This is a genomic window from Collinsella sp. LCP19S3_C9, from assembly GCF_052121575.1.
Classification (GTDB): Bacteria; Actinomycetota; Coriobacteriia; order Coriobacteriales; family Coriobacteriaceae; genus Collinsella.
The window spans coordinates 80916-106853 of the sequence record NZ_JBQKDZ010000007.1 but is presented as its reverse complement, the minus strand read 5'-3'; the positions used below and the strand labels follow the sequence as shown (position 1 = coordinate 106853).

22 protein-coding genes are annotated in these 25938 nt (G+C 56.6%); 9 read left to right on the top strand and 13 right to left on the bottom strand.

Annotated elements, in window-relative coordinates; genetic code table 11:
• Window positions 1-265 precede the first annotated feature (265 nt).
• The gene (locus ACTQXI_RS04920) at window positions 266-3697 is read left to right on the top strand and encodes a SpaA isopeptide-forming pilin-related protein (RefSeq protein WP_441548402.1); all 3432 of its coding nucleotides are present in this window, start codon (window positions 266-268) and stop codon (window positions 3695-3697) included.
• A gap of 62 nt (window positions 3698-3759) precedes the next feature.
• Here ACTQXI_RS04920 and ACTQXI_RS04915 read toward each other — a convergent pair whose 3' ends face one another.
• A complete protein-coding gene (locus ACTQXI_RS04915) occupies window positions 3760-3978 on the bottom strand; it encodes a hypothetical protein (protein ID WP_427729007.1) in 219 nt (72 codons plus the stop codon).
• Window positions 3979-3998: 20 nt separating this feature from the next.
• Complete coding sequence (locus tag ACTQXI_RS04910) at window positions 3999-7109, bottom strand: hypothetical protein (protein WP_441548401.1); 3111 nt, start codon at window positions 7107-7109, stop codon at window positions 3999-4001.
• A gap of 198 nt (window positions 7110-7307) precedes the next feature.
• Here ACTQXI_RS04910 and ACTQXI_RS04905 point away from each other — a divergent pair, with 198 nt between their 5' ends.
• Together ACTQXI_RS04905 and ACTQXI_RS04900 are read left to right on the top strand one after the other, a co-directional pair.
• Window positions 7308-8330 (top strand): helix-turn-helix transcriptional regulator, encoded by a 1023-nt coding sequence (locus ACTQXI_RS04905; RefSeq protein WP_441548400.1) that lies wholly within the window; start codon window positions 7308-7310, stop codon window positions 8328-8330.
• Window positions 8317-9234: a helix-turn-helix transcriptional regulator gene (locus ACTQXI_RS04900; RefSeq protein WP_441548399.1), complete on the top strand. Its 918-nt coding sequence runs from the start codon at window positions 8317-8319 to the stop codon at window positions 9232-9234. The genes ACTQXI_RS04905 and ACTQXI_RS04900 overlap by 14 nt, the downstream gene beginning before the upstream one ends.
• Here the strand turns inward: ACTQXI_RS04900 and ACTQXI_RS04895 are convergent.
• Together ACTQXI_RS04895 and ACTQXI_RS04890 are read right to left on the bottom strand one after the other, a co-directional pair.
• On the bottom strand, window positions 9231-12125 hold the full coding sequence (locus ACTQXI_RS04895) for a helicase C-terminal domain-containing protein (protein WP_441548398.1): 2895 nt from the start codon (window positions 12123-12125) through the stop codon (window positions 9231-9233). The genes ACTQXI_RS04900 and ACTQXI_RS04895 overlap by 4 nt on opposite strands.
• Entirely contained in the window at window positions 12119-13084 is a 966-nt protein-coding gene (locus tag ACTQXI_RS04890; RefSeq protein ID WP_441548397.1) for a D-alanine--D-alanine ligase family protein, read from the bottom strand. The genes ACTQXI_RS04895 and ACTQXI_RS04890 overlap by 7 nt, the downstream gene beginning before the upstream one ends.
• An 85-nt stretch (window positions 13085-13169) precedes the next feature.
• Between ACTQXI_RS04890 and rlmN the strand changes: the two genes are divergently transcribed.
• Window positions 13170-14222: a 23S rRNA (adenine(2503)-C(2))-methyltransferase RlmN gene (gene rlmN / locus ACTQXI_RS04885; protein WP_441548396.1), complete on the top strand. Its 1053-nt coding sequence runs from the start codon at window positions 13170-13172 to the stop codon at window positions 14220-14222.
• A gap of 192 nt (window positions 14223-14414) precedes the next feature.
• Here the strand turns inward: rlmN and ACTQXI_RS04880 are convergent, their stop codons facing one another.
• From ACTQXI_RS04880 to rpmH, 9 genes are all read right to left on the bottom strand, one after another.
• Window positions 14415-14669 (bottom strand): hypothetical protein, encoded by a 255-nt coding sequence (locus ACTQXI_RS04880; protein ID WP_441548395.1) that lies wholly within the window; start codon window positions 14667-14669, stop codon window positions 14415-14417.
• The gene (locus ACTQXI_RS04875; RefSeq protein ID WP_441548394.1) at window positions 14659-15537 is read right to left on the bottom strand and encodes a ParB/RepB/Spo0J family partition protein; all 879 of its coding nucleotides are present in this window, start codon (window positions 15535-15537) and stop codon (window positions 14659-14661) included. The genes ACTQXI_RS04880 and ACTQXI_RS04875 overlap by 11 nt, the downstream gene beginning before the upstream one ends.
• A 19-nt stretch (window positions 15538-15556) precedes the next feature.
• A complete protein-coding gene (locus ACTQXI_RS04870) occupies window positions 15557-16357 on the bottom strand; it encodes a ParA family protein (RefSeq protein ID WP_441548393.1) in 801 nt (266 codons plus the stop codon).
• A 130-nt stretch (window positions 16358-16487) separates the two neighbouring features.
• Window positions 16488-17225 carry a 16S rRNA (guanine(527)-N(7))-methyltransferase RsmG gene (gene rsmG / locus ACTQXI_RS04865; protein ID WP_441548392.1) on the bottom strand — a complete coding sequence of 246 codons (738 nt, stop codon included), beginning with the start codon at window positions 17223-17225 and terminating at the stop codon, window positions 16488-16490.
• A 96-nt stretch (window positions 17226-17321) separates the two neighbouring features.
• Complete coding sequence (locus ACTQXI_RS04860; protein WP_154516793.1) at window positions 17322-17891, bottom strand: Jag family protein; 570 nt, start codon at window positions 17889-17891, stop codon at window positions 17322-17324.
• A 44-nt stretch (window positions 17892-17935) separates the two neighbouring features.
• The gene (locus tag ACTQXI_RS04855) at window positions 17936-18706 is read right to left on the bottom strand and encodes a YidC/Oxa1 family membrane protein insertase (protein ID WP_441042215.1); all 771 of its coding nucleotides are present in this window, start codon (window positions 18704-18706) and stop codon (window positions 17936-17938) included.
• Between the two features lie 29 nt (window positions 18707-18735).
• Window positions 18736-18960 carry a membrane protein insertion efficiency factor YidD gene (gene yidD / locus ACTQXI_RS04850; RefSeq protein WP_154516787.1) on the bottom strand — a complete coding sequence of 75 codons (225 nt, stop codon included), beginning with the start codon at window positions 18958-18960 and terminating at the stop codon, window positions 18736-18738.
• A complete protein-coding gene (rnpA, locus tag ACTQXI_RS04845) occupies window positions 18957-19295 on the bottom strand; it encodes a ribonuclease P protein component (RefSeq protein WP_154516785.1) in 339 nt (112 codons plus the stop codon). The genes yidD and rnpA overlap by 4 nt, the downstream gene beginning before the upstream one ends.
• Before the next feature lie 20 nt (window positions 19296-19315).
• Complete coding sequence (gene rpmH, locus ACTQXI_RS04840) at window positions 19316-19450, bottom strand: 50S ribosomal protein L34 (RefSeq protein ID WP_019127408.1); 135 nt, start codon at window positions 19448-19450, stop codon at window positions 19316-19318.
• Window positions 19451-19795: 345 nt separating this feature from the next.
• On the opposite strand from rpmH, the gene ACTQXI_RS04835 reads away from it, so the two are divergent.
• The 5 genes from ACTQXI_RS04835 (at window position 19796) to ACTQXI_RS04815 (ending at window position 25899) form a co-directional block, all read left to right on the top strand.
• Entirely contained in the window at window positions 19796-21172 is a 1377-nt protein-coding gene (locus tag ACTQXI_RS04835) for an ATP-binding protein (protein ID WP_441048777.1), read from the top strand.
• A gap of 15 nt (window positions 21173-21187) precedes the next feature.
• Entirely contained in the window at window positions 21188-22891 is a 1704-nt protein-coding gene (locus ACTQXI_RS04830; RefSeq protein WP_441048776.1) for a DnaA ATPase domain-containing protein, read from the top strand.
• A 238-nt stretch (window positions 22892-23129) separates the two neighbouring features.
• Window positions 23130-24233, top strand: coding sequence for a DNA polymerase III subunit beta (gene dnaN, locus ACTQXI_RS04825; RefSeq protein ID WP_427729028.1), 1104 nt, complete (start codon window positions 23130-23132; stop codon window positions 24231-24233).
• A 9-nt stretch (window positions 24234-24242) separates the two neighbouring features.
• Window positions 24243-25349, top strand: coding sequence for a DNA replication/repair protein RecF (gene recF / locus ACTQXI_RS04820; RefSeq protein ID WP_427717918.1), 1107 nt, complete (start codon window positions 24243-24245; stop codon window positions 25347-25349).
• The gene (locus tag ACTQXI_RS04815; protein ID WP_441048775.1) at window positions 25336-25899 is read left to right on the top strand and encodes a DciA family protein; all 564 of its coding nucleotides are present in this window, start codon (window positions 25336-25338) and stop codon (window positions 25897-25899) included. The genes recF and ACTQXI_RS04815 overlap by 14 nt, the downstream gene beginning before the upstream one ends.
• The last annotated feature ends 39 nt before the right edge of the window (window positions 25900-25938 follow it).

Below are 25938 nucleotides of genomic sequence, written 5' to 3'. Positions count from 1 at the left end.
TTTGATACAAGGGCGCTAACCCTTGTTTTACGCATGGAAAATCATCTTCTTGTTGCTCGAATTGCGAAAACAGGGACTCGAGTAACCTGTTTTACACCGTCTTCTACCTGCTTTTTTGTTTGATTATCTAAAACCGGTCTCCATTTGTTGGGAACTTGGCAAGTTCTTGGTCAGCTCGCGGTACTTACCCGTATGACCCCCGGCGCTAATCTCATCCCACGCGCCGCAATCTCCCAGCGCGGCGCACAAAGGATAAGGAGCAGCCATGTCCAATGCACCCACGCACTCTGTCCACAGCGCAATCGCAACAGCACCGCTGCTCCTATTCCTCTTGTTGTTTCTAGCCTGCGCCACGCCTGGTACCGCCTGCGCCGTCGATGGAAACGATACGCTTAGTTTTCGCACCATCAGCGATATGTGCGGACCGTTTGGCATTGGCAAGTACGAGGCACAAGACGCCTCGATTTCTTACTGCATGAACCAAGACTGCCCCGGCCCCAGCAGCCCAGGAGGACCATGGCGGACCTACAATCAGGGTTGGACATGGCTCGACAACGAGTTTGCCGCCGTCATCTGCCATGGATACCCTTCCGCCACATCATTTGGCGGCCATAACCTAACGGCCGAACGCGCCCGCGCCGCAACCCAGATTGCCGTGTGGATGCTCAAAGGAACCACGCGCCCCGACGGCTCTTTTGCGTATACAAACAACGCCGGCGTTGCCAAAAGCGGCAAGTTCGATCAAGACGCCGAGGTTGTCGCGGCGGCGCGCTGGCTCTACGACAACGCAAAAGCCGGAAATATTAAGGCCGACCCGCATCGCGCCAGACGCTATCACGGACCCGTCTCTAACGAAGGCCGTCACCAGGATATGCTCTACGTTTTGCCCACCATCAACGTATCCTTTGAAAAAAGATCTGCAAACACTGTCATTACCAGCGGGAACGATACGTATCAGTTAGGTGGGGCGACGTTTAACATCTTTGAGAAAAACACGGACAAACACGTCGGCAGCATCAAAATGGACGGCAACGGTCGTGCACGGGCAACGCTTTTGCCCAACACGGCATATTACCTAATCGAAACCAAAGCGCCGACAGGCTATCTGTCCCGACGCGATCGCATTGACTTTACCACCGGAAAAATCGGCGGACATGTCACAATCAACGAGCAGCCAGGTTCTATCACGCTGCGTGTCGTCAAAACCGATGCCGCCACGAATGCCGGAGCGCAGGCGGGAACCTCGCTCGCCAAAGCCGAATTTACCTGTGTCTCGCAGTCTACCCCTGGGTGGACGCGTACCTTCACGACCGAAGGCGATGGCCAGGCGACCTTAAGCGGCATTCCCCTGGGAACCTTTACCCTCTACGAATCGAAAGCACCAGAGGGCTACCTGCTCCCCCATGACAGCTGGACCTATACGGTCGGCCCCAATCAACTAAACGACATGGGCGTCGTTGAGCTCGAACGCCGCATCCCCAATACTCATATTGCGTTTGACCTCGAGATTTCCAAGTTCAAGGATTACGGGAACGGCGAGCAATCGGGATTAGAACAGCCAGCGGAAGGCGTCGTCTTTGAAATTGTCAGCAACAGCTCTAAGCAGGTCGTAGGCACATTGACGACAAATATCTATGGCTTCGCATCCACCAAAGACCAGACCAAGGCCTGGTTTGGCGCGGGCACACGGCCGGACGGCGTCCATGGAGCCATCCCCTACGATCGTGAGGGGTATACCGTTCGCGAGGTCCCGGAAACTGTTCCCGCAGGCTTCAAGCGGGCAGAGGATTGGACCATCGCGCCCGAGCAAATCGCCGACGGAGCCAAGCTTCAGTACATAGTGGACAATCACACCCTTTCGACACACCTCCAAATCATCAAACGCGATGCCCAGACGGGAGCTTCCGTCCCCCTTGCCGGCTTTAGTTTTCAGCTGCTCAACAGCAACCGTGAACCCATCTCTCAAACATGCTGGTATCCGACGCACAACGTTATGAACACCTTTACCACCAATGCGACCGGCACCGTCACGTTGCCAGAATCGCTCAAGCCGGGCACATATTACGTACGAGAAGTCGCAGCCAAAGCGCCCTACCTTGTGGGCGACGAACTGAAGGTGACGATTCCTGCCGATGCAGATCTCACACCTATCGCCGCCGTCTCGTATTTCAACAGCGCGGCAACCGGAAGCATCGAGATCGCGAAGGCTGACGCAGTAGACGGCAGTGCCCTATCTGGTGCCAAGTTTGAAATTCGCGCTGCCGACGATATCGTTTGCCCCGATGGCCACATTGCCGCCCTTGCCGGTGAAGCCGTTGCCGCCGTCACAACTGATGAACAGGGTAAAGCTCGCGTAGACAACCTTTCGCTGGGTTGCGGAACGGCACGATACGAAGTCGTTGAAACCCAGTCTCCCGACGGCTATCTACTTGATCGGACAGCACATATCGTTGAGCTTACTTATATCGACCAGAAGGTCCCCGTGGTCGAGTCGCAGATCAAATTGTCTAATGATTACACCAAGGTCGATTTCTCCAAGGTCGATATAACAGACAAGCATGAAGTTAAAGGCGCCCGACTGGTCTTATGCGACGCCGATGGAACAGAAATTGATTCTTGGATATCATCCGAGCAGCCCCATCGCGTGGAGCACCTTGAACCCGGTTCTTATACCCTACGCGAAACAATGTCCCCGCGCTCCTATGACCTCGCTGAAGACGTATCCTTTGAAGTCGAGGATACGGGGAAGATCCAGGCCGTAACCATGACGGATGCACCGATTGAGATTAAGGGGAGCGTCGACAAGCGACAAGAAATCGCGCGGCCAACCGCAAAGGGAACAGTGGCGAACGGCGACGGTAAAAACCGGGCGGCGACGCAACCCGACAGTAAGGGCTCCTATTCCTACACCATCGACGCTCAAAACGAATCGAGCACCTGGGTCGACGAGTTCACCGTCACCGACGATCTCGAATGTGCCAAAGACGGCACGGCCAAACTTGTCGCCATTAAAACCCCGATCGCCGTCGGCGACTTAAACGGGCTCTGCAATGTTTGGTATCGAACGTCACCGGCAGACAAGTTGGGCATAAAGGAAAAGGCCAACGCCACACTTGACGATGAACACACCAACCCGTGGCTCGAGACAGCCGAGGTCAAAGAGCGGCTGGGCGAGGATGTGCGGATTGTCGATTACGATGGCTGGAGTCTTTGGAAAGCCGATGTCTCGACCACGGAGTCTTCCACCCTCGAAGTAAAGGACCTTACGCTTTCGGACGACGCTGTTATCACGGGGATTCGCTTTGAGTATGGCTCGGTTTCCGCAGACTTTACGACCCGGCGCGACAACGATTCTTGGAATCGCAATGGGCTTAAAGACGAGCATGACGACCTTGACGACGTGACGGCATCCCTCAAATCGGATTTACACGGAGCAATCATCCGGATGTGTGCAACCTCATCCTATACGCCCCAAACCGCACTCGCCAACAGTGCCCGTGTTGACCTTTGCCGCAACGGAGGAGGCGAAAAACTCGAGTCGCACGATAAAGATCGTGTTGTTCAAAAATGCGCCATTCCGCAGGATCTTCCAAATACGGGCAATGCACCCATCATCTCTTTTCTCACCGCATTATTGACCGCCGGTGGCACAGCAATTTGGCTCACTTGGCTAAGCTCGGCATCAAAAGAGGAGTAGGTAGAAATAACGGGCGAGCCGATATGCCGGCTCGCCCGTTATCTGGCGTATGTAACCAAAGGCTATTCCGTAGACGCAGACCCGCCGTCAACAAGTTCCAGATCGCCATCCGAAATGCCGTCGGCACCCAAACTCTGCTCTTGCTCCACCTCTTCGCTCATCGTGGACCTGGGCGTCGACCCCTTAGCGCCCACGATATATGCGGCCCCCAGACCCATAGCGATGGCGATCAAAAACAGAACCACATAGACGGGCCAATGGCGTTTGATGTATGAAAACACACTAACTCCTTAGAGGTCCGCTACGAACGGCGGATGACCTCGGTGACAACCTCGGACACCGTAGCGATGTTCGTCGGGTTGACGTTGTACGGCAAATCGTCTTCGGTGCGCGCGCAGGCAAGACGCGGGCCATCGACACCGGCAATTGTGAGGGCGCGACGACTCGCCTCGAGCGCGGCATAGGCATCGGTCTTGGCATAGGGCATCTCAAACGCGCCACAATCAACGTGGAACGACTTGCACACCTTGCTGACCAGATTCATGATGCGGCGATCACCCTTGAGCAACTGCTGCTCGCCTTCGACCGTCACGACCGAAAGCCTACCGGCTCCAATGGACTCAAGATTGATAAAGAACACACCACGCAGCTTATCGCGATGGGCTTCGAGGAACGCCTTCATACCGGCGCCGTCACAATCCGAGGCACCCGTTGCCACAAACCAGATATCGTGACCAAGCAGCTCGTCATCACCCATGGAGGCAACAGCCGAAAGCATGTCCTCGGCAGAAGCGCCGTCAGAAGAGGTGGCACCGCCCTTCCAGCCGTTATCATCGTCCTCAAAGTTATCCCAAGAGCCGATACCGCGGCCAGACTTCTTGGCATCGTAGTCATCCTCGACGCCCAGCCAGTCGCTCATGCTATTCTGCTCATTCTTCTTTTTGCGTCCGAACAAGCCGCCCAGACCACGCTTCTGAGGCTTTGCCTCCTTGGCGACGGGAGCAGAGATGGTTTCGATGGGCTGAGCGCCCGAAGAAACGGGCATGGAGGGGGCAACCGGTGCCGACGTGGGCTCGGGCCCCTGAGCTGTCGCGAAAGGATCGTCGGCCTGAGCCGAGGGGTCGGGGAGATCGAAGAGGGATGTGCGGGATGCGACGTTGGCCTGCTGCATCGAGGGCAGCGACGGATCGGGGACCGAGGCAAGCGGCGAAGAAGAAGGTGTGGGCACCGGAGCAGAAGCGGGATCGGGGATATTCATCTGCGGACGCGGTGCGGCCTTGGACGAAATCTGTGCCATGAGCGAATCAACCGTCTCGACCTGCGCCGATGCGGGGTTGGCAACCGTGGAGCCGGGATCGCTCGGGGTAGGCATGGTAAAGATCTGCGTAGAGTACGGCCTGGACTCATCGGCGTTAGAAATCACCGGTGTCTCTTCTTGCTCAACGACGACCGTCGCTTCGGCTTCAATCTCGTCGGCGGTGTTCGGCTCGGCGTCAACGTTCTCAACCTGCTCGGCATCGACACTCTCAGCCGGCTCGGCTTCGGGCGCCTCGATCTCATCTGCAACATCCTGGGACTCATCGGAAACAGAAAGGGGCTCGGCGATGGCAGTACCCTGCTTCTCGAACGTTATCGTGGCATCGAAGTTCGCGGCGTCGAGCGTTTCGGTGGCGTCGATTGGCTGCTGGGCCTCGAAGGACGTCGTAGCCTCGGCGACCTCCGTCGCGGCAGGCTGCTCAGCCTCATGCTGTTCAAATTCCCGCGCAGCACGCTCACGCTCGGCCTCGGCAGCCTGCTGGTGGGCGATAGCCTCCTGCTCTGCCACCTCGCGCGCAGCGGCACGCTTTTCCTCAAGGTCGTCGACAAGTTTTTTACCCTTAGCGAGTGCGCCCTTAAAGAAGCTTGAAGCGCTGGCTCCAATCGAAGAGAACGCAGATGCTATATCGGCATGGGGCGTCGCGACCGGTAGATCGGCCGAAAAATCGGTATCGCTCTCATAGGAAACGCGCTGCGGATACTCATCGTAATCGCTGGCGGAATCGTCGTACACATCCTGAACCACCGGAGCGGGTGCAGCGGTGTCCGGCTCGGGTGCAGGGCTGGGCTCGGGTTCCGTCTCGGGCTCGGTATCGACGACGGGCTCGTCGGCAGGCGCGGCGACAGGTTCAACCGAAGCAGGCTCGGGATCGATCGTCGGCTCCTCGCCCTCTTCGTAATCAAGCGTGCACGACTCGGGAAGCATCCCCAAGGCACGAATGGCATCAGAACCAAAGCGAATATTACCGGCAGCATTGCGATACAGCTTGGGCTCGGGCTCGCTCGGCTCGGCGACAGCGGGCGCCCCAATCGACTCGACGACATCCTCATCCGCGACCGGATCGGCAGCAACCTCGGCTTCAGCCTGAGCCTCGGGAGCAATGACACCAATCAGGGTTTCGTCAGCTGAGGCACCCTCAAAGCCATCGATCTGTTCGTCAAAAACTTCGCCCTGCTCGGATTCGGGAGCGACCGGCTGGCCAAACTCGTCCTCGGTGTAGGAGGGCTCTTCGTACTCGATCGTGTTACCGTAGTCGTTTTGCTGCTGGGCAGCGGCATACTCAGCCGCCGCGCGCGCCATCTCCTCGGCACGACGCTTTTGCTCACCAAAATAGTCATCAAACGGAATGTCGTTGGGGAACTCGTTTTCGCCCTGGTAAGGGGCAACGTTATCCATGACACCGAGCATCGCGGCTACAGAAGACTTATTGCAGACCGCACCGGACGTATAGGGAAGAACAAAACGGTTGGCAATGATATTGGCCGCGTTGGCGAGCGCCACAAGAGAGGCGAGGATCGCAACGATCCAAAGCAGAACCTTAAGAGCGCCGGGGAGCGGCAGTATACGCAGAATGGCGACGGCAGCGGGGACAATCGTGGCGACCGGCAGCATCTTGGCGATGAGCGCGCGATATGGCGCATACGGTTCGCGAGCGAGGAGCTCGGCACGCGGAGAATCGTAATGGGCGACAACAACCACCGGACGGTTGCGCGGAGATGCAAGCGGACCTGTGGCCTTGTGATAGGCAATGACATTTTGACTCACGCCCGTCTTGCCCAGGCGAGAAATAACAGGGCGACCGGTACGCTCGAGCACATACAACACGGCACCGACGATGGCCAGCAGAACACCGATTAAGCCGATGCTGCCGCCAATACCCATAAGCAGGGCACCGGCAAAAGACAGAATGCCTGTGACGGCAAATGCCAGCCTGCTGGGTGCAGGAGCGTTAAATTCCTGGACTTCGGGATCAAAGCCATGATTGCGGAAGATCTGGGCGATATCCTCGGCAGCCAAACGCTCTTCTTCGCTGCACGCCGGCGTGATGCCCGTGCCCTGTAGCAGATGATTGATATAGTTCTGGGTGTTCGCCATGTGCGCTCCACATCCATAATCCGACAAATAGGCCCAATGCTTGCACATTAGAACCGTATATAGTCGAAAGTATACCCCGAGCGAACGCAATCGGCCGAAATCTGGGCATCTTAACGCACTGAGCGGACAAGGATATAGCCTAATCTCCATATCGGATTAAAATCATGGCATCAAATAACCTTCCCATGCGAGGATTCTATGACGGTAAGCGATATGACCGCGACAAACAAAACAAATGCGCCAGAACCCGGTTTCGACAAAACCGCCCAGCGTATCCTCAACCTTTTCTTTGTCCTCAACAGTTCCCCCGAGCCTCTAACTACCGAGCAGATCGTGCTGGATTCTGACCTAGGCTACGGATCGGGCAACGTCGACTCGGATAAGCGAAAATTTCGCCGCGACCGCGACAAGCTGCTCGAGCGGGGCATTGTGATCAAGGAAGTTCGCGCCGCGGGTGCCCAGGAGACCGAGGAGAGCGCCTGGACAATCGACCGTGAGCATACGTTTGCCGCGGGCGGCTTGATCACCGCAGACGATGCCGACATTCTGCTAAACGCTATCGATCAGACCCTCACCACGGGCTCTTCGGCCTTTGCGACCCCGCTCGCCGACATACGCTCCAAAATTGCCTATCTTACCGGCGAGACGAATACGGCCGAGCCCCCCGTTGTTCACTCGCCGACGGTCGATGCGGTATGGAGCGCGTTTGCCGACCGATGCGCGCTGCGTTTTTTGTATCAAAACGGACGGGGTGAGCAACGACAACGCACTGTTTGCGTCTACGGCATGTTCGAGCGTGAAGGAACGGCCTACTTTTGCGGCCTAGATGATGCCACCGGAAAAATCAGAACCTTTCGCTGCGATCGCATCGTTCGTGCGTGGCGCCCATCGCGGGCCTACGCCATTCCCGCAGACTTCAATCTCAACGATTACCTCTTCTTTGAATTCGATTTCTCCGATTGCCAACCCGTCACGGCAACTTTCTCGTTTGCTCCGCAGGCTCAATCCGACATGGTCCACGGCCTCACACGTGGGCGAGGAAAGCTCGAGCACGCTAAAGACGGCTGGACCTGGACCGTTGACGTTCGCGACCTGAATGCGGCGGCGTCATTTTGCATGGAACACAGCGTTGACGGTATGAGGCCCGTAGCGCCCAACGAACTCAAGCAGGCGTGGAACCGCCTCATCGAAAGGACAGTGAGCGCTCATGGCCGTGCGTAAGCTCACCAGCGAACAAAGGCTCTCGCGCTCCATCGACATCATGGAGGCACTCTATGCCGCCGGCGAGGCGGGCATGACGCGAGACGAAATCTGCAGTCGCTTCGATATCTCCGGAGCTTCGCTCGACGAGATCATCGGCATCATCTCGACGCTCGCAGACCGCGAATCGGGCGCGCGCATCATTTGCGAATGCCACGATGAACGTGTGGTTCTCATCGGCGATGCGGGCCGTGTGCTGCCGCTTCGCCTGAGTGCCGCCGAGGGCGCCGTACTCAATCATGAATTGGAGTCACTCGGAATCGAGGAGTGCGCGGCGGCGCGCATCCGGCGCGCACTCCTTCCGGCGGAACTCGGATACAACCAACGCGTTGACGATACCGTCGCCCGCGGATCTTATTGGCAGCAACTCTGCTGTGCAATTCAGGATGGCGTGCGATGCCTCGTCACCTACCGCTCCCTGGACGACCAGCATCCACGCAGGCGATTGATCGACCCCCTAAAGATTACGACCAACGGCGACCAAACGTACCTGATTGCCTGGGATGTCGAGGCAGACGGGCAGCGCTCCTACCGTATGGACAAGATCGAGGAGCTTCTGCTGACGGAGGACTCCGTCGTGCGTCACACGACCGAAACCACGTCCCTGCACGATTCCCTTGCACAGGCAAGCCAGAGCGTTAAGCTCCTGATGCCGCTCGATATGGCAGAACGCGTGAGGTGGGCAGGTATCAGGTCAATTAAAGCCGATGGGGAGGGTACGGCAAGCGTGACCGTTTCCTATAGCTCCGAAAACTGGCTGTTTAGCCAGATTATCGCAGCGGGCGGAGCCATCCGCATCGCAGACGACCCCGCCCTTTCAAAGCGCCTATGTGATGCCGCCGAGGCAATGTCCTTCCGTTCTTAGCGATGGCGTTCGTGCGCTTGGCGCCATAACTGAAGATAGTGGCCGATCTGCGCCGTTTCGATGCGCTGATACGAGCTCGTAGGCAGCGATGTCAGAAATTTCTTGCCGTAACCCTTCGTCACCAGACGCGGGTCGGCCAAAATCAACACGCCGCAATCGGTCGATGAACGAATCAGGCGACCGGCCGCCTGCTTGACCTCGAGAACCGCCTCGGGCAGCGAGTAGCGTACCCAGGCGCGGTCCTCGCGCAGATTGCGCTCGCACGAGAGAGGATCGGTGGGACTCGAGAATGGCAGCTTGGGGATAATGACGCATCTCAGCGTTTCGCCGCTGGCATCGAAGCCCTCCCAAAAAGCCTTGAGAGCAAAGAGCGACGAGGTCGACTCGTTGATAAAGCGATCGCGCAAGCGACGGGGAGACGAATTGCGCTGCTGACAATTGAGTTCCAGGCCCGCACGCGCCAGCTTGGGCTCAACCCGAGCATACAGGTCTTCCATATCGCGGCGATTGGTGAACAGCGTGAGCACCGACCCGCCCATAGCAAGATGGGCATCGACCAGTACGCGCTCGAGCGCGGACAGATAGCCCTCGCGGTCGCGAGGGTCGGGAATGTCCCCCGCCACGACTACGGCCATGTTCGAATCGAAGTCATAGCTCGAATCCAGATGTAGTGACGAGGATGCCGAAGCGCCAATGCGATCGAGGCCTACGGCATGGTTAAAGTGCTCAAAGCTCTTGGACACCGTCATGGTTGCCGAGGCAAAGATGGCCGTATGCACCTCGGGCAGCCACTCGTTCGCCAGGGCCTCGCCGATGTCGATGCGCTCGGCGGTCATGGATTCTCCGCCCGCACGTAGGCGGCGGTTGACCTGCAGCGAGTACACATAATGCTCGTCGGTGCCGTCAATGATGAGCTTGAGGTTCTCGGCCAGCTCGTGCAGACGGCGCGAAATATCGCCCAGGTCGACGACGACCTCGGGTTTATCGGCAGCGACAGCCTGCACCAGCGCGGCAACATTTTTATCCGCCTGCTCCAGGGCATCGATAGCAGCGCTGGCAGACTGCAAGAAGTCATGCCAGTCATCCGACTCGCGCAACTCGGGGCCAATCCACAGATTTGCGCTGTCGTAGCCACCGCGGGCGCGACGGCCGAGCTCACGCACGCCGTCAAACAACTCGGCGAGTGCCATGCTCGCGCGTGCGACCGTAGACGTCGCCTTCGCGGTGAGCCCCAGATAAAGCGTGGAGCCTTCGGATGTCGCCAAATCACGAGATACCTGGCTCAATGCACCGGAGCTCGACCCGCCAAGGCGCTCAAATAGCACACGAGATTCGTCTGCCGAGACCACGCGCGCCCACTGGCGGCGCGCCTCGCGCTCGATGGAATGGGCCTCGTCGATTACCCAGTGGCGGATGGGAGGCAAAATTCTCCCTTCGGCCGCAACGTTGCGAAACAGCAGGGAATGATTTGTGACCACGACATCGGCATGCGCCGCGCGACGACGGGCACCGTGGACGAGGCATTTATCGGGAAAGAACGGACACAGGCGGCGAGCGCATTCGCGCGAGGCCGTCGTAAAGTCGGGACGGTTGACGCTGCGCCAGCGAATGCCGAGCGAATCGAGGTCACCATCGGCAGATTGGCACACATACGCCATGATCACCGCAACCGCTGTGAGCGTGTCGGCAGGATCGCGCTTGGTGGTAATCTCGGCCTGACTTCGGCTCATGCGCTCGAGTTTGCGCAGGCACGGATAGTGGTCATATCCCTTGAGCGCACAGAATGACAAGCCTCCGTCCAGCTGTTCGGCGAGTTTTGGCAGCTCGTGGTACATAAGCTGATCGGCAAGATTATTCGATTTGGTCGCAATGCCAACGGTAATGTTGTTTCGGCGGGCGGCCTCGGCAAAGGGCACGAGATACGCCATCGATTTACCGACGCCCGTACCGGCCTCTATCACGCGATGCGTATCCGTAATCAACGCGTCGCGTACCTCGAGCGCCATGGCAATCTGCTCGTCGCGCGGCTCATAAGTGGGATACATGCGATTGACTAGACCACCAGGGGCATAATCCGCCTCAATCTCTTCGCGGCTCGGCATGTTAAGAACCGGCAGCTCGTCGGCATCCACGCGATCATCGGCGCGATCGGCCTTGAGCACGTCGGCGCGGGCGGCGACAAGCGAGAAAATCGAGCCGGGGTTTTGACCTGCCAAAAACGAGAAAATGGGACGATAGGACCAAGGAACATCCGCGTGCATATCCGCCAGACGCGCCATAAGGCCCTGCGGCAAGTCCGTAAGGGCAACCAGCAGCACGCGCCACACCCCACACAGGGCATCGACATCGGCATTTGCACGATGCGACACGGAGTCGCAGCCAAACAGATCAGCCATAAAGGACAACTTGTGCGACGCCAGGCGCGGCAGCGCGATACGGGACAGCGCCAGCGAATCGATCCAGATGTCGCTGACGTTGACACCGCCCTTGACCGATTCGATGAACGATCGGTCAAACGTGGCATTATGCGCGATAACCGGGCACCCGCCCACAAAATCGGCGAGCGCAGCCACGGCCTCTACAGCCGAGGGGGCATCGGCCACATCGGCGTTTGTGATGCTTGTGAGCTCAGTGATTTCGGCAGGGATCAGCTGCTTGGGATGCACAAACGTGTCAAAGCGGTCAACGACCTCGCGGCCCGAAAGACGGGCCGCGGAAATCTCGATAAGCTCGTTGTCCTGGACCGAAAGACCCGTGGTCTCGGTATCGAGGACGATAACATCCTCCTCGATAAGGCCAAACGATTGTGTGCGGGCACGCTCGGCGAGCGTTGCATAGGAATCAATGACAAACTGCGGCGTTCCAGGAGATACAGCATCCTCGATTAGCATGCAATGCCCGCTCGACGGAGACCCATGCGAATCAGACTGTCACAGACCTGCGGGAAGGTCATGTCTTTGGTATGACGAATCTCGTCCGGATACAGCGACGTATCGGTCATACCGGGAATCGTATTGGTCTCGAGGATGACGGGGCCGTCCTCGTTCACGATAAAATCGCTGCGCGAAATGCCCAGACAGCCGAGGGCTTTGTGAGCCGCACAGGCTAGTTCCTGGGCACGAGCATAGTTTTCGGGCGAAATCTGCGCCGGAATACGGTGGATATCCGTGGGATCGACGTACTTCACATCCAGGTCGTAGAACTCACAGTCCTCAGGCTTGCGAATCTCGACGATCGGCAGGGCGCGCACGTCATCCTCGCCGTAGACGCCTACGGTAATCTCGGTTCCCTCGATGCACTTTTCGACCAGCACCTTATCGCCGTACTCAAAGGCCTTGGCGATGGCGGCAGGCAGCTCAGAGGGCTCGTGTACCAGGGAGATGCCGTAGCTGGAGCCGTTGACGGCGGGCTTTACAAAGCAACGCTCGCCGCAAATCTCAACGATGCGATCGATATCAACCTCGTCGCCCGCCTCAAGCGCCAAACCGGGGGCAATGGGGATGCCTGCCTTGGCATACAGAAGCTTTGAAACCTCTTTATCGGCGCCACACGCGCTGGCGAGCACACCCGACGCCGTATAGGGGATACCCAGCGTCTCCATGGCTCCCTGCATGGCGCCATCCTCGCCACCGGCGCCGTGCATGGCGATAAACGCCACGTCAAAATCGCCAGTTGCCATAGTCACCATAAAATCATCGGCAGCCGTATCGAGCAGCTCCACCGAAGTGTAGCCAGCCTCCTTTAGGGCCACCACGACGTTCTTTCCCGAATTGAGCGAAATCTCGCGCTCGGCGGAATGGCCGCCCGCCAAGACCGCTACGTGCATGTTCTCTAGGCTTTTACCCGGCATGGGCAGACTCCTCCTCTATGATTTCTGCAGCTGATACCATATTGTAGCGATACCCCCTACGTTTCCCCAAAATCGAAAGGCTTCCATGAATCCCAGGACTAAATCTCAGGACATTCGCGACTTGAGCCAAAACGATATTCGCGAGCTCGTGTCCGAACTCGGCCAGCCCGCTTTCCGCGCGAAGCAGCTCATTGAATGGGTTTTTGAGAAGAACGTTTGTTCGTTTGACGATATGACCAACCTTCCCAGGGCTTTCCGCGAGCAGTTAAAGGAGGCATTTGCCTTCGACACGCCGACCGAGCTCACCAAGCAGGTGTCCAAAGACGGCTCTCGTAAATACCTACTCGAGTACCACGATGGCATTTCTGTCGAGACCGTCGGCATGCCCCGTCGTAACAAGCTTTCTGTCTGCGTATCCACCCAAGCCGGCTGCGGAATGGGCTGTGCTTTTTGCGCTACCGGTCTCAACGGCCTCAGGCGCTCGCTGACCGCCCAGGAAATCGTCGACCAGGTACTTCACGTTTCCAATGATTTTGGCGAGCGCGCGACAAGCGTAGTGTTCATGGGCCAGGGCGAGCCTTTTGCCAACTACGATGAGGTTCTTAAGGCGCTGCGCATCCTTAATGACCCCGACGGTATCGGCATTGGGGCGCGCCATCTCACCGTGTCTACCAGCGGTGTTATTCCTGGCATCCGTAAGTTTGCCGACATTCCCGAGCAGTTCACCCTAGCTGTCTCGCTGCACTCCGCTATCCAGTCCACACGCAATAAGCTCATGCCCGGTGTCAAGAAATACACACTCCTGCGCCTTCACGAGGCACTGCAGCTCTACACCGAGAAGACCGGCCGCCGTCCGACGTACGAATATGCCATGATCGAGGGCGTCAACGACACCAACCCCGAAATGCAGGCGCTCTGCGACTTCTGCGAGGGCACGCTGTGCCACGTCAACCTGATTCAGCTCAACGATATTGAGGGCAGCCCGCTCAAGCCGTCACCGATCCATAAGGTAGAAGACCTTCAACGCCGTCTTGAGTCCCGTGGTATCGAGACCACGATCCGCAACTCTCGTGGCAACGATATCGATGCGGCTTGTGGCCAACTCAAGCAGCGTTTCAAAGTTCAGAAGAACGCGTAGGGGAGACCAGCCTAAACGTTTCATGTGAAACATCAGAAAGCCCCGGTTGCTTAATTGCAACCGGGGCTGTTTCATATTCATCGATTATCTGCATCATACGATTGTCCAGTATTATTTAGGACGATATTAGGGATCCCTGTACTGGTGATCAGACAAGGAACCCTTCAGAATAGATGAGTCATTGTTAGGTACCTAAAAGCCTACATTTTCCCATTGATGATTAACCCAATCTTGGTTGATCTTGGGATTCTTAGTCATCTGAGCCGTACGCATGGCAACGTCCTCGGTCATAACATCCATTTTCTTTTTTGAGGTATCAACGATATCCTGCGCTCCGCGAAGTAAACGACCACGCAATTCATCATCTGTCGCAATCTTATAACCGGCATAAGCGCCAACTGCAACAGTAGCAGCCAAAGCGACAGCAGTCAGAACTCTATTCCTCATCCTGACCTCCTTGATCAAACTGAATCATTTCGCCCAGAATGCGAGAGAGTTCCTCTTCATCCTTAAATTCAATCTCGATCTTGTTCTTGCCGCGCGAGCTCTTTACGCGAACGTTCGTGTTAAACACCTGACGCAGAACGCGTGCCGCCTTCTTAAAAGACTGAGGCGTTGCGGTTCGAGGCGTTTTTGGGGTCTCTCCGGCAGAAAACAACGGAGCTAGATTTTCTGTCGCGCGGACGGACAATCCTTCCGCAACAACCTTCTCAGCTAACTTAATGCGTGCATCTTCGTATGGAACTGCAAGAATTGCACGAGCATGGCCAGCAGTCAGCTTACCTTCAAAGATCATCTGCTGAACAACCTCTGGAAGATCAAGTAGGCGCAGCGAATTGGTAATTGCAGAGCGAGACTTGCTAACAGCCTTCGACAAGGCCTCTTGAGTCATACCACTCGCATCGATGAGCTGTCGATATCCCTTAGCCTCTTCGACGGGATTGAGATCAGAGCGTTGCAGATTTTCAATCAATGCAAGCGCAAGCATCTGTTCATCATCAACATCTTTTATGATGACAGGAACTTCCTCAAGTCCAGCGAGCTTAGAAGCCTGATAACGGCGCTCACCCGCGATAATCTCATAGCCATTACCGTGCTTGCGTACAAGAAGTGGCTGAAGAACACCATGCTCCTGAATCGACTCACTCAACTCTCGAAGCTCGGTCTCATTAAAATGAATTCTGGGTTGGTTGGGATTCGGAACGATATCTTCGATTGGAAGTTTAGTTTCCGAAGCAGTATTGGATGCGGACGTCGCAGATCCACCGGTCTCATATTCTGCTTCAGAGACCAATGCATTGAGTCCGCGACCCAAACCGCCACGCTTCCTAGGACTAGGCACGCTTGATCACCTCTTTGGCAAGGTTCATATACGCCTTTGCACCCTTATTTTGCGGCGCATATGTAATTACCGGCTCACCGAACGACGGTGCTTCTGATATTTTAACCGTACGCGGAATCAAGGTCTTAAATGCCTTATCGCCAAAGTACGACTGCACTTCTTCTACAACCTGATTTGAGAGCGATGTTCGCGAATCATACATCGTCATAAGTACGCCATAGGTATCAAGGCTCTTATTTAGGCGTGTTTTGACCATCTTCATCGACTCAAGCAGCTTGGTGACACCTTCGAGTGCGTAATACTCACACTGAATCGGAATCAGAACACTGTCCGCCGCCGTCAACGCATTAATGGTCAACAAGCCAAGTGAAGGCGGACAGTCGATAAATATAAAGTCAAACTCATCCTTAACAGGCTCAAGCAGATCCTTCAAGCGTGTTTCTCGTGCAATTGCGCTTACAAGCTCAATTTCGGCACCTGCAAGCTGGATAGTAGCCGGAATTATAAATACCTTACTGCAATTTGTATCCAGAACAAGCGATTCTGCCGGAACATCATTCAGCAATGCATCATAGATGCAGTTATCGAGTTCTTCTTTTTCGATTCCAAAGCCGCTCGTGCTATTACCCTGTGGATCAAAATCGACAATCAGCGTCTTTCGACCCTGTTCACCCAGTGCTGCTGCAAGGTTTACTGCTGTGGTGGACTTACCCACACCACCCTTTTGATTGATGATTGCAATGATACGCGTGTCTTTTGCGCTCTTTGAACGCTTAACGTCGCGAAATCCCACGGTCCCTCCTGGTGTATTTTAAGCTGTTAAACGGAGGATGTTTCACGTGAAACATTCCGATTCATCATCTGTTATGTTTCACGTGAAACATAACAAGTAATTACTATCCATTATGTTTCACGTGAAACATCTAGGCAAGCGGATTCTTCTTCGCCATGCCATTAGCACGTGGAAGCGAAATAGATGCCGGACGAGATTTTTTTAGAATGATAAACTCGCGATGACCCAAGCCATTTGGCAAATCTAAATCATCTGTCATAAGCGTGGTGAACCCGCATATGGTAGCAGCATTTAGACCAGACTGAAGTTCGACGTCTGACGGGTTTCCCTTAGTAATAACAAAGAGACCACTATCTATTAGAAATGGTGAAGCGTACTCGACGAGAACTGGTAACGGTGCAAGTGCACGAGCAGTAACAACAGCAAACTGTTTCTTATGGCTTCGGGCATATTCTTCAAGACGATCATGGACCGCGTGAGCATGCTTGAGACCGAGAGCCTCAACAAATGAGTTGACGGCATCAACCTTCTTGCCAACCGAATCGATATAGGTAGCCTTACGTCCGCTAGCAATTGTCAAAGGGATACCAGGAAACCCAGCACCAGTACCCATGTCTAACAACGCGCCTTCTGGAGCTATGTCTATATAGGGAAGCAACACAAGCGAATCAAGAATATGAAGAACAGCCGCATCTTCGATATTTAGGATGCGCGTAAGATTGGTGGTCTTATTAGCCTCCAAAACAAGATCAAGATGCTCAATACAGGAGCATAGGACATCATGGGAGACCTTCAAAGAATAGTCTTCGCAATACGAAATTAGACGACCAAGCATCTGGCTTGTCTGCTCATCGGTTAGTACAAACAAGACAAACTCCTATCTGACAAAAATCAGTGTATCAAGAACTTTTGACAAAAAAAGGGGACGTGGAAACCACGCCCCCTTAAGATAAGCTCGTTTAGGTTATCGAGCAACAATCACAACATGACGATCGGGGTCAGAACCCTCAGAATGCGTGTCGACGGCGTCGTTGCCGCGAAGAGCAATATGAACCAGACGGCGCTCGTAGGCATTCATGGGCGGAAGCGAAACGCTTTTGTGAGTGCGAACTGCCCGCTCGGCAGCAGACTGAGCCATAGAGGCAACCTTGTCCTGGCGGCGGCTCTTATATCCCTCGACGTCGACGACAACCGGATACCTAAAGCCCAGCTTGCGACTCACCAACAGCGAGAACATAACCTGAAGGGCATCAAGGGTGCGTCCATGACGACCAATAAGGACGGCAAGGTCGGGAGCCGTTACATCAAGAATCAGTTCGCCCTCGTCGCCCTCATACTCATCGATAGGAGAGTTGGCGGCGTCGAAATGCGAAAGGATGGAACGAAGAATAGAAATCGCAACATCGGCAATGGTGTCGAGCTCTTCGTCCGTAAGCTCTTCACCAGCCTTGTAGCGCTGTGCAATCTCGAGATAATCGCCCGCGGCCTGCGGGGCAACCTCCTCAAGCATATCCTCGACGATCTCTTCAGACATAACGTACTCCAAAAGTTAGGTACCTAAATAAGATTACTATACCGCTACTTCTTCTTGTGCGGGCGCGGCTTCTTCTCGCGACGCGTGACCTCAACCTGCAGCGGGGCGTTCTTAAGACGCTCCTCCTCTTCGGCCTTAGCCTTCTCGATAACCTTCTGCGTCACAAAGATCTGCTGGATGACCTGCCAGGCAGAAGACACGTCGTAGTACAAAAGAACACCAACGGGCAGGCTCCAACCCATCCAGAGCATCATGACGGTCATGACGACAGCCATCATGCGCATGCTCTGGGCCTGCTGACCGGTCTGATTGCGCGACATGTACAGCTGCGGAATCAGGGTCAGGACAGCAAACAGAATCAGGCAAATCAGCGCAGGCAGTGCGACCATAAAGCCATCGGCAAAAGAGGCACTCGGCGTGGTAGTCAGATCGGGCAGAATGTTGAAGAACGAGAAGGTGCCCTCGTTAAAGTACTGCGGCAGGTTGCGCAGAAGTGTAAACAGGGCGATGAGGATAGGCATCTGAATCAGAAGCGGCAGGCAGCCGGACAGCGGATTGAACTTGTTCTCGCTGTAGAACTTCTGCATCTCCTCGGCCTGACGTTGGGGATCGTCGGCATAGCGCTCCTGGATCTCGAGCATCTTGGGCTGCAGCACCTGCATACGGGCCGTCGACTTGGTCGACTTGAGCATGAGCGGCGTCAGCAGCAGACGGACGATGACCACCAGGATAATGATGGACAGGCCCCAGTCGACCGCAAAGGTCTGGATGAGCTTGAGCAGCTCGAAAAGGATGTTAACGATCCAATCCCACATGTAATTTTTCCTCCGATAGCGAGTGCCCGCTAGGGCACAGGGTCATAACCGCCGACGTGCAGGGGATTGCAGCGAGCGATGCGCCTCACGGCAAGCCAGCAGCCTCTACAAACACCGTATTTCTCGATAGCCTGGACGGCGTAATGAGAACACGTTGGATAATAAATGCAGGCGTCAGGCAATAAGGGCGAAATAACCTGTTGATATATGCGAATAGGAGCGATGGCAACACGTCGCAAAACGTGATTGCTCATCGCTCCTCCCCGGCAACGCCGGCGCGTATCACAAGCGAACGCAATGCCTCGTTCATCTCCTCCGGCGACGAGATCCTCGTCTTGGGGGTCGCGAACAAGATGATGTCATAACCCGCAACGGGAAATCCGCAGCTGCGGGCGGCCTCGCGCATCACACGCTTAGAACGATTGCGCACAACTGCGCAACCGAGTCGTTTAGCACCAACGAAGGCGACCCTTCCAGAGTCGCCTTCGCCAACCGATTCACATATGGTCATTCGAATCAGAGGATGATTGAAACGACGCCCCTGACTGAACACATGCTCGAAATCTTGCCGAGACTTAATAGTCTTCATGCGAGATGTGTGTATCGCTGCTAGACAGTGAGACGCTTGCGGCCCTTGGCGCGGCGACGGGCGAGCACGGCACGACCACCCTTGGTGGCCATACGGGCACGGAAGCCATGGGTCTTGGCACGCTTACGCTTATTAGGCTGATACGTACGCTTCATCTTAAGTTCCTCCTGCTGCATTTCGAGTGTCCGCGAGGGCGCGGACGCAGATATAGACACGTGAGCTTGAAGATTGTAGGGAAATCAATGTTCAAATGTCAAGAAATCAAAGGTAAAAGGTTGCGCAGTTCACACGGTTCCGCCATAAGCCGGATGAGTTTTTGAGTATGACTCCAACTTTTCACGATATTTCACCGAGTTTTCGACAGGTCATGTTGGCAATGTTGAGAACTTTTCGCCCATTTTCCAAAGTTTTCAACATGTTTTGAAAACTTGTCGAAAGATGAGAAACATTGCGCGGTGAGCTACTATTTATCCGAAACCTTTTGAAAGATTGCGAGCGGCATGTCTGACGACTTTTACACCATGGTCGATTCCGGTGACCCGGCACCCGACAACGAGCACATCAACGGCGTACGCGAAGAGCGCGAAGAGGGCGAGCAGACATCGAAACAGACACCGAAAACCATGTATGCGGCGCGCATCGCCGTCTATGACGACATGCTTTCGACCCCGCGCGTGATCGTCATCGAGCCGCAAGACATCCGCACGTATCTGGAAGAGACGACTAACACCGTCTACCAGTGCATGAAAGAGCAAGGCGGACACATCTCACTCATGGTTATCCGCGAGATTGTCGAAAACTTTATCCACGCCCACTTTGCCGAGCCCATTATCTCGATCCTGGACGGCGGGGAAACTATCCGCTTTGCCGACCAAGGTCCGGGCATCGACGACAAAGAGCGCGCCTTTGACTTTGGCGTCACCAGCGCAAACAGCAAGATGAAGCGGTATATACGCGGCACCGGGGCAGGTTTTCCCATGGTGCAGGAATACCTGGAAAACGCCGGCGGGGCAGTCTCCATCGAAGATAACATGGGCAACGGCACCGTCGTCACGGTGAGCCTCGACCCCAAGCGCGTGCAGGAAATTGAGCGCGCGGGAGGGCGCGGGGCAGCCGTGCGCCCCGAGGCCCAGGGGTCGGAATACCCACTGCCGGGAGCATTTCCACAGCAAGCAATGATGACTCCGCAGCAAACCATGGCCGCGTCCCCACTGCAACGGCCCATGGTTTCGCAGCAGATGCATCAACCCGGCATGCCGCCCATGCAGGACCCCCAGCCCGCGGGACAGACGACAACTCAAGGCTCGGCAGAGTCCATGGTCCCGGCCGATTCGGATGCAGCCGCGATGCAGCAGGTGACGGGCATGCAAGGAGCTCGGCAGATGGGCTTCCAACCGTACCCGCAGGCATATCCGGGACAATATATGCCGCAGCAGGGATACTCCCAGCAATATATGCAGCAGTATCCCCAGGGCTATCAGCAGCCGTATCAGCAGATGCCGCAGCCGTACAATCCCTGGGCCCAGCAGATGCCGCCGCAGCCATACCAACAGTGGCCGCAAAGTTTTCAACAGCCGATGCCAACCATGCAGAGTTCTCAACAACCAGCAGCTCAAATGATGTATCCTAATGCGGCGAATCAATACGCACAGCCGCAACCGGACGTATTTGTGAGCGAGCGCGGCAACGCGGCGCTGGGATATCTGGCTCAAAACCAAGAGTGCGGCGCCACCGACCTGGCGCGAGCATTTGGAAACTCCGCGCCCACGTGGTCACGCACACTCAATGACTTGGCGCAGGCCGGCTTGGTAATCAAACACGGTCAGAAATACCATCTGACCGAACTCGGCAGCGCTCGCGTGCGTGCCCAAAGTTAAGGAACGGGAGAGACAGTGGACGAGGAAGCAAGCATCATCCTGGAGGATGCCATCGCTTTTTGCCAGCGCGACGGCCAAGATGCACGCCTCATCAACATGTTGGGGCAATCGCGTGCCGTGAGCCTGACCGAGGACACCTTGACCATCGAGGCACCGTCACGCTTTGCCATTGCGCAGCTCAAAAAGCATCAGCCGACTATCGAGCACTACCTAGAAGAGATTGCCTTTGCGCCGATCGCGCTCAACATCGTGGCACCGCAGGGTCCCACGACAGGCGCCACAGGGGCGGCACCCGTCACTCCCCCTTTGACGACCGCCGCCCCTGTGGCGGCTCCGGAGACCAATGCGGGCGATGTTTCCCGTGAAACCATGCCCCACGCAACAGCCGTGCCGGTAGCAACCGCGCCCAGCGTTTCACACATGCCCGTCGCGCACGACGCGGCGCCGGGCGAAGAACCGGGCATCGCGATCAAAAACACGCTGTCGGCCGACGATTTCCGCCGCATGATGAATCAGATGAAGGGCGTGGCACCCGCTAAGAGCGCGAAACCAGTCTCGACATCGCCTGTGAGCGTGCCTGCGGCTGCGGCGCCGGGCGAGCAGAACGCCGACGGCGCGCCCCTCGTGGCCAACTCAAAATTCACCTTCGAAAACTTTGTCTACGGCCCCGAAAACAGCCACGCCTATCGTTCGGCGCTTAAATTCGCCGCACTCGCAGACGAACGCGGTACTTGCACATCCCTGTTCATCTATGGCAAATCGGGCTTAGGCAAGACCCACCTGCTGCTCGCCATCAAAAACGAGCTCGCCGAGAAGTCGCCCGAGATCAAAGTGAAATACGCCAACTCACAGGCATACATCGATGATCTGATGACGGAATTCGACCGCCAAAAGAAGAGTAACGCTCCCATCATGCAGGCATACCACGGCGTGGACGTGCTCATCATCGATGACATCCAAAACATCATCGGCAAGCGCGCGAGCGTGGACTACTTTTTCCAGCTCATGGACGAGTTTATCCGCAACAACAAGAAGGTCGTGATTGCCGCAGACCGTGCGCCCAAGGACCTGAACATGGACGAGCGTCTGACCAGCCGCTTTAACGCCGGCATGCTCTGCTTGGTAGCAGAGCCCAGCTACGAGATGAAGTACAAGATTCTGCAGCGCTATTACGAGAACACGATCGCGGCGGCGCCCGAGGCGGGCGACGACTCGCTGCTGGCGGCCTACGGTGGCGACAGCGGACATCTGACCGACGAGCACTTTAAACATATGGCGGAGGTATCGGGCACCAACATCCGTGAGCTCGAGAGCTTCTGCGAGCGCTGCGCCGGGGAGGCGGGCGACCGCGAGCGCGAGGGTAGCGAGCTGAGCTTCGACGACATCGATGCCATCGCCAGCCAGTACTTCGACACGTCGGCCAAAAAGATCAACGTGCAGACAGTTCAGTCTGTTATCGAGGAGCAGTACGGCGTGACGCATGAGGAGCTCATTGGTCCGCGCCGCAATGCCAATATCGCTAAGGCGCGCCATATCGCCATCTACCTAGCGATCGAGATGTGCGAGATGACAACCACCGCCGTGGGTGCGGAGTTTGGCAACCGCAACCACTCGACCGTCAGCACGAGCTACAAAAAAGTCCAGAAGATGATTCAGGAAGACCGGACCGTGACCGAGGACCTCAAATCGCTACGAGACAAAATTACACTGCGCTCGTAGGGAAATAGGCACACCTGTTGAAAACTTGTCGAAACCGCGGGCATAAGGTGTCTAAAACCCAGCCCGCTCCGATGAAAAGTTTTGCGCAGGTTTTGAACGTGGAAAACGACCCCTGTTGCACACAGGGAATTGTCGATTCTCTTTTTGGGTTTGACCTGCATGTTTGGGAGTAATCAACAGTTTCGTCAGTACTATTACTATTATTGAGATATTTATATCTATAGAAAGGTATTAAAAGATGAAGTTCACCGTCAGCCAGAGCTCGCTTACGCAAGCAATCGGCGTCGTCATGAAGGGTGTCGCTTCGGCATCCACCCTCCCCATTCTGTCGGGCGTGCTCATCAAGGCACAAGACGGCATCTTGGAATTCCAGACCTCTAACTACACTATCTCGATTCGTCACCGCATCGCGGCACATGTGGAAGAGGAAGGTGAGATGGTAATCCCCTGCAAGATGCTCTCCAACATCACCAAGACCCTTCCCGATGCCCCAGTTACCTTTGAGCTTTCGGAGCGCCAGGTGCTGATCGGTTGCGAGAAGAGTTCCTTCCGCCTGAATACGCTCGATGCCAACGATTTCCCCGAGTTCCCGGCCTATGCCATCGAGAGCGCCGTTGAGCTCCCGACCGACATTCTGTCCGAGATGGTCAGCCGCGTGTGGCGCGTCACCTCGACCGACAAGGCCCGCCCCATCCTGGGCGGTGTGCATATGAGGGTCGAAAACAACACCGTGCGCCTGGTGGCGACCGACTCCTTCCGTCTGGCCGTGTGCGATACGCAGGTGGAGACCTCGACGCTCGAGGGCTCCTTTGAGCTCAACGTGCCGGCCGATGCCTTCAACGACGCCCTGAGCATCATGGCGAGCCAGGCGACCATTATGATCGGTGCCACCGACACCCAGGTTGTCTTTGAAGCCGGCAATACCACCTACGTGTCGCGCCGCATAGAGGGTATGTATCCCAACTACAAGCAGCTCATCCCCGATTCGTGCGTAACGAGCGTCAAGATCGACGTGGCGGCTTTTAATGCCGCCCTCAAGCGCGTGGCGGTCATCGCGAGCGCCAACCCCGCCGTCAAGTTTGAGATCGATGTCGAGAACGGCCAGATGGGCCTGTCCTCCATCTCCAATGACCAGGATCTGGCGCAGGAGACGATCGATGTCGAGGCCGAGGGCGAGTCGGGTACCATTGCCTTTAACTACCACTACATCTTTGGCTGTCTCAACGCCCTGTCCAAGGAGAAGGAGATCACGCTGGAGCTCAAGAGCTACTCGCAGGCCGGCATCTTTAAGTCCTACGACAAGATCAACTATCTGTACCTGGTCATGCCGGTGCGCATCTAGCGGCGCCCTATGGCCATGTTCGCCCGCGATCTTTCCGTCGCGCGCTACCGCAGCTTCGATAGCTATCGCCTGGAACTGAGCGATGGCGTGACGGTGCTCGCGGGGCCCAACGCGGCGGGAAAGACCAACCTCATAGAGGCGCTGCAGCTGCTAACGAGCGGCGCCTCGTTTAGGCATTCCACTGCCGTCGAGCTTGTGCACGACGGCACGGGTTTGTGCAAGGCCGAGCTTAGGCTCGAGGGCGATGGCCGCGTGCTGGACATGGGCCTATGCGTGGAGGACGGTAAGCGTTCGTTTAGCCGCAACGGCAAGCGATGTGCCGCCTCTGGCGTGCGCGGCGTGCTGCCGAGTGTTTTGTTCTGCCCCGATCATCTGGATATGGTTAAGCGTGGTGCCAGCGTGCGTCGCGCCGCGCTCGACGACTTTGGCGTGCAGCTGAGCGCCCGCTATGCCGATCTGGCAAGCGCCTACGGCCGCTGCGTGACGCAGCGCAACGCCCTGCTCAAAGAGACATGGTGCTGTCGCGAGATGCTCGGCGCGTGGAATGAGTCGATTGCCCGCGCCGGATCGGCCCTGCTGGTGCACCGCTTGGCCCTGCTCGATCGCTTGGACGCCCACGTGCGCAATGCCTACGGGCTGGTTGCGTCCGGGGAGGAGGCCGATGTGGCCTATGCGTCCACGTTGGGGGAGCTGCCCCAGACCGATGACCGCGAGGAGCTGAGGGGCTGGGCATACGAGCACATGCTCGCGGCGCTCGACGAGCGTGCCGACGAGGAAATCCGCCGCGGCGTGACACTCGTGGGTCCGCACCGCGACGAGATTGAGTTTTCGGTCGCCGGCCGCTCGGCTCGCTCGTTTGCCAGTCAGGGTCAGCAACGTACGTTGGTTCTGGCCTGGAAGGTGGCCGAGGTGGCCGTAGCCCGCGATATTCTGGGTACCGCCCCGCTGCTGCTTTTGGATGACGTGATGAGCGAGCTCGACGGCGATCGCCGCGCCGCTTTTTTGCAGCTGATCGGCGACGACATCCAGACGGTCATAACCACCACCAATTTGGGATACTTTACCGATGAGTTACTTGATCGAGCCAAGGTGGTGAGCATGGGTGAGGCATGCTAATTACGAGCGTGAGAACGGCACGGCTGCCTTCAGTGACTTTTTGGGTGTCGAGCGCCAGCGCATCTTGGCGTCGGCTACGCCCGAGCGTCGTGCGCAAATGGAGGCCGCCGAGGAATCGCGCGCGGTCTACCGTGCTTGGAACGCGGTGTGCTCGGGCACGCGCGAGGGCCGGCATGTGACGGGGCTACGTTATCTTCCCGAGTCCAACGAGCTGCTGGTGTATCTCGATTCGCCCTCGTGGACACAGGAGATGACACTTTTGCGCGAGATAATCCGCGCACGCATGGAGCGTGCCGGCGCGCATGTGGATGGCCTGGTATTTAAGACGACCCGTCCCGGCCACACGCCGCCCGCGGCAAAAGAGCGCCTGCGCCCGGTCGCGACCGAGCGCCCGCCCGCGCCGCATGCCGACCTGAATGAAGCCGAGCGCGCCGAGATCGAGCGCCAGGTATCGCCCATCGAAGACCAAAAACTGCGTGAGGCCCTCCAGAACGCCATGAGGGCCAGTGCCGAGTGGGCCAAGGGCGTGCAAAGCAAAAAAGAGTCTTAAATCGCATCTGGTGGCCTTGTATAGGCAAATACCCTCGTC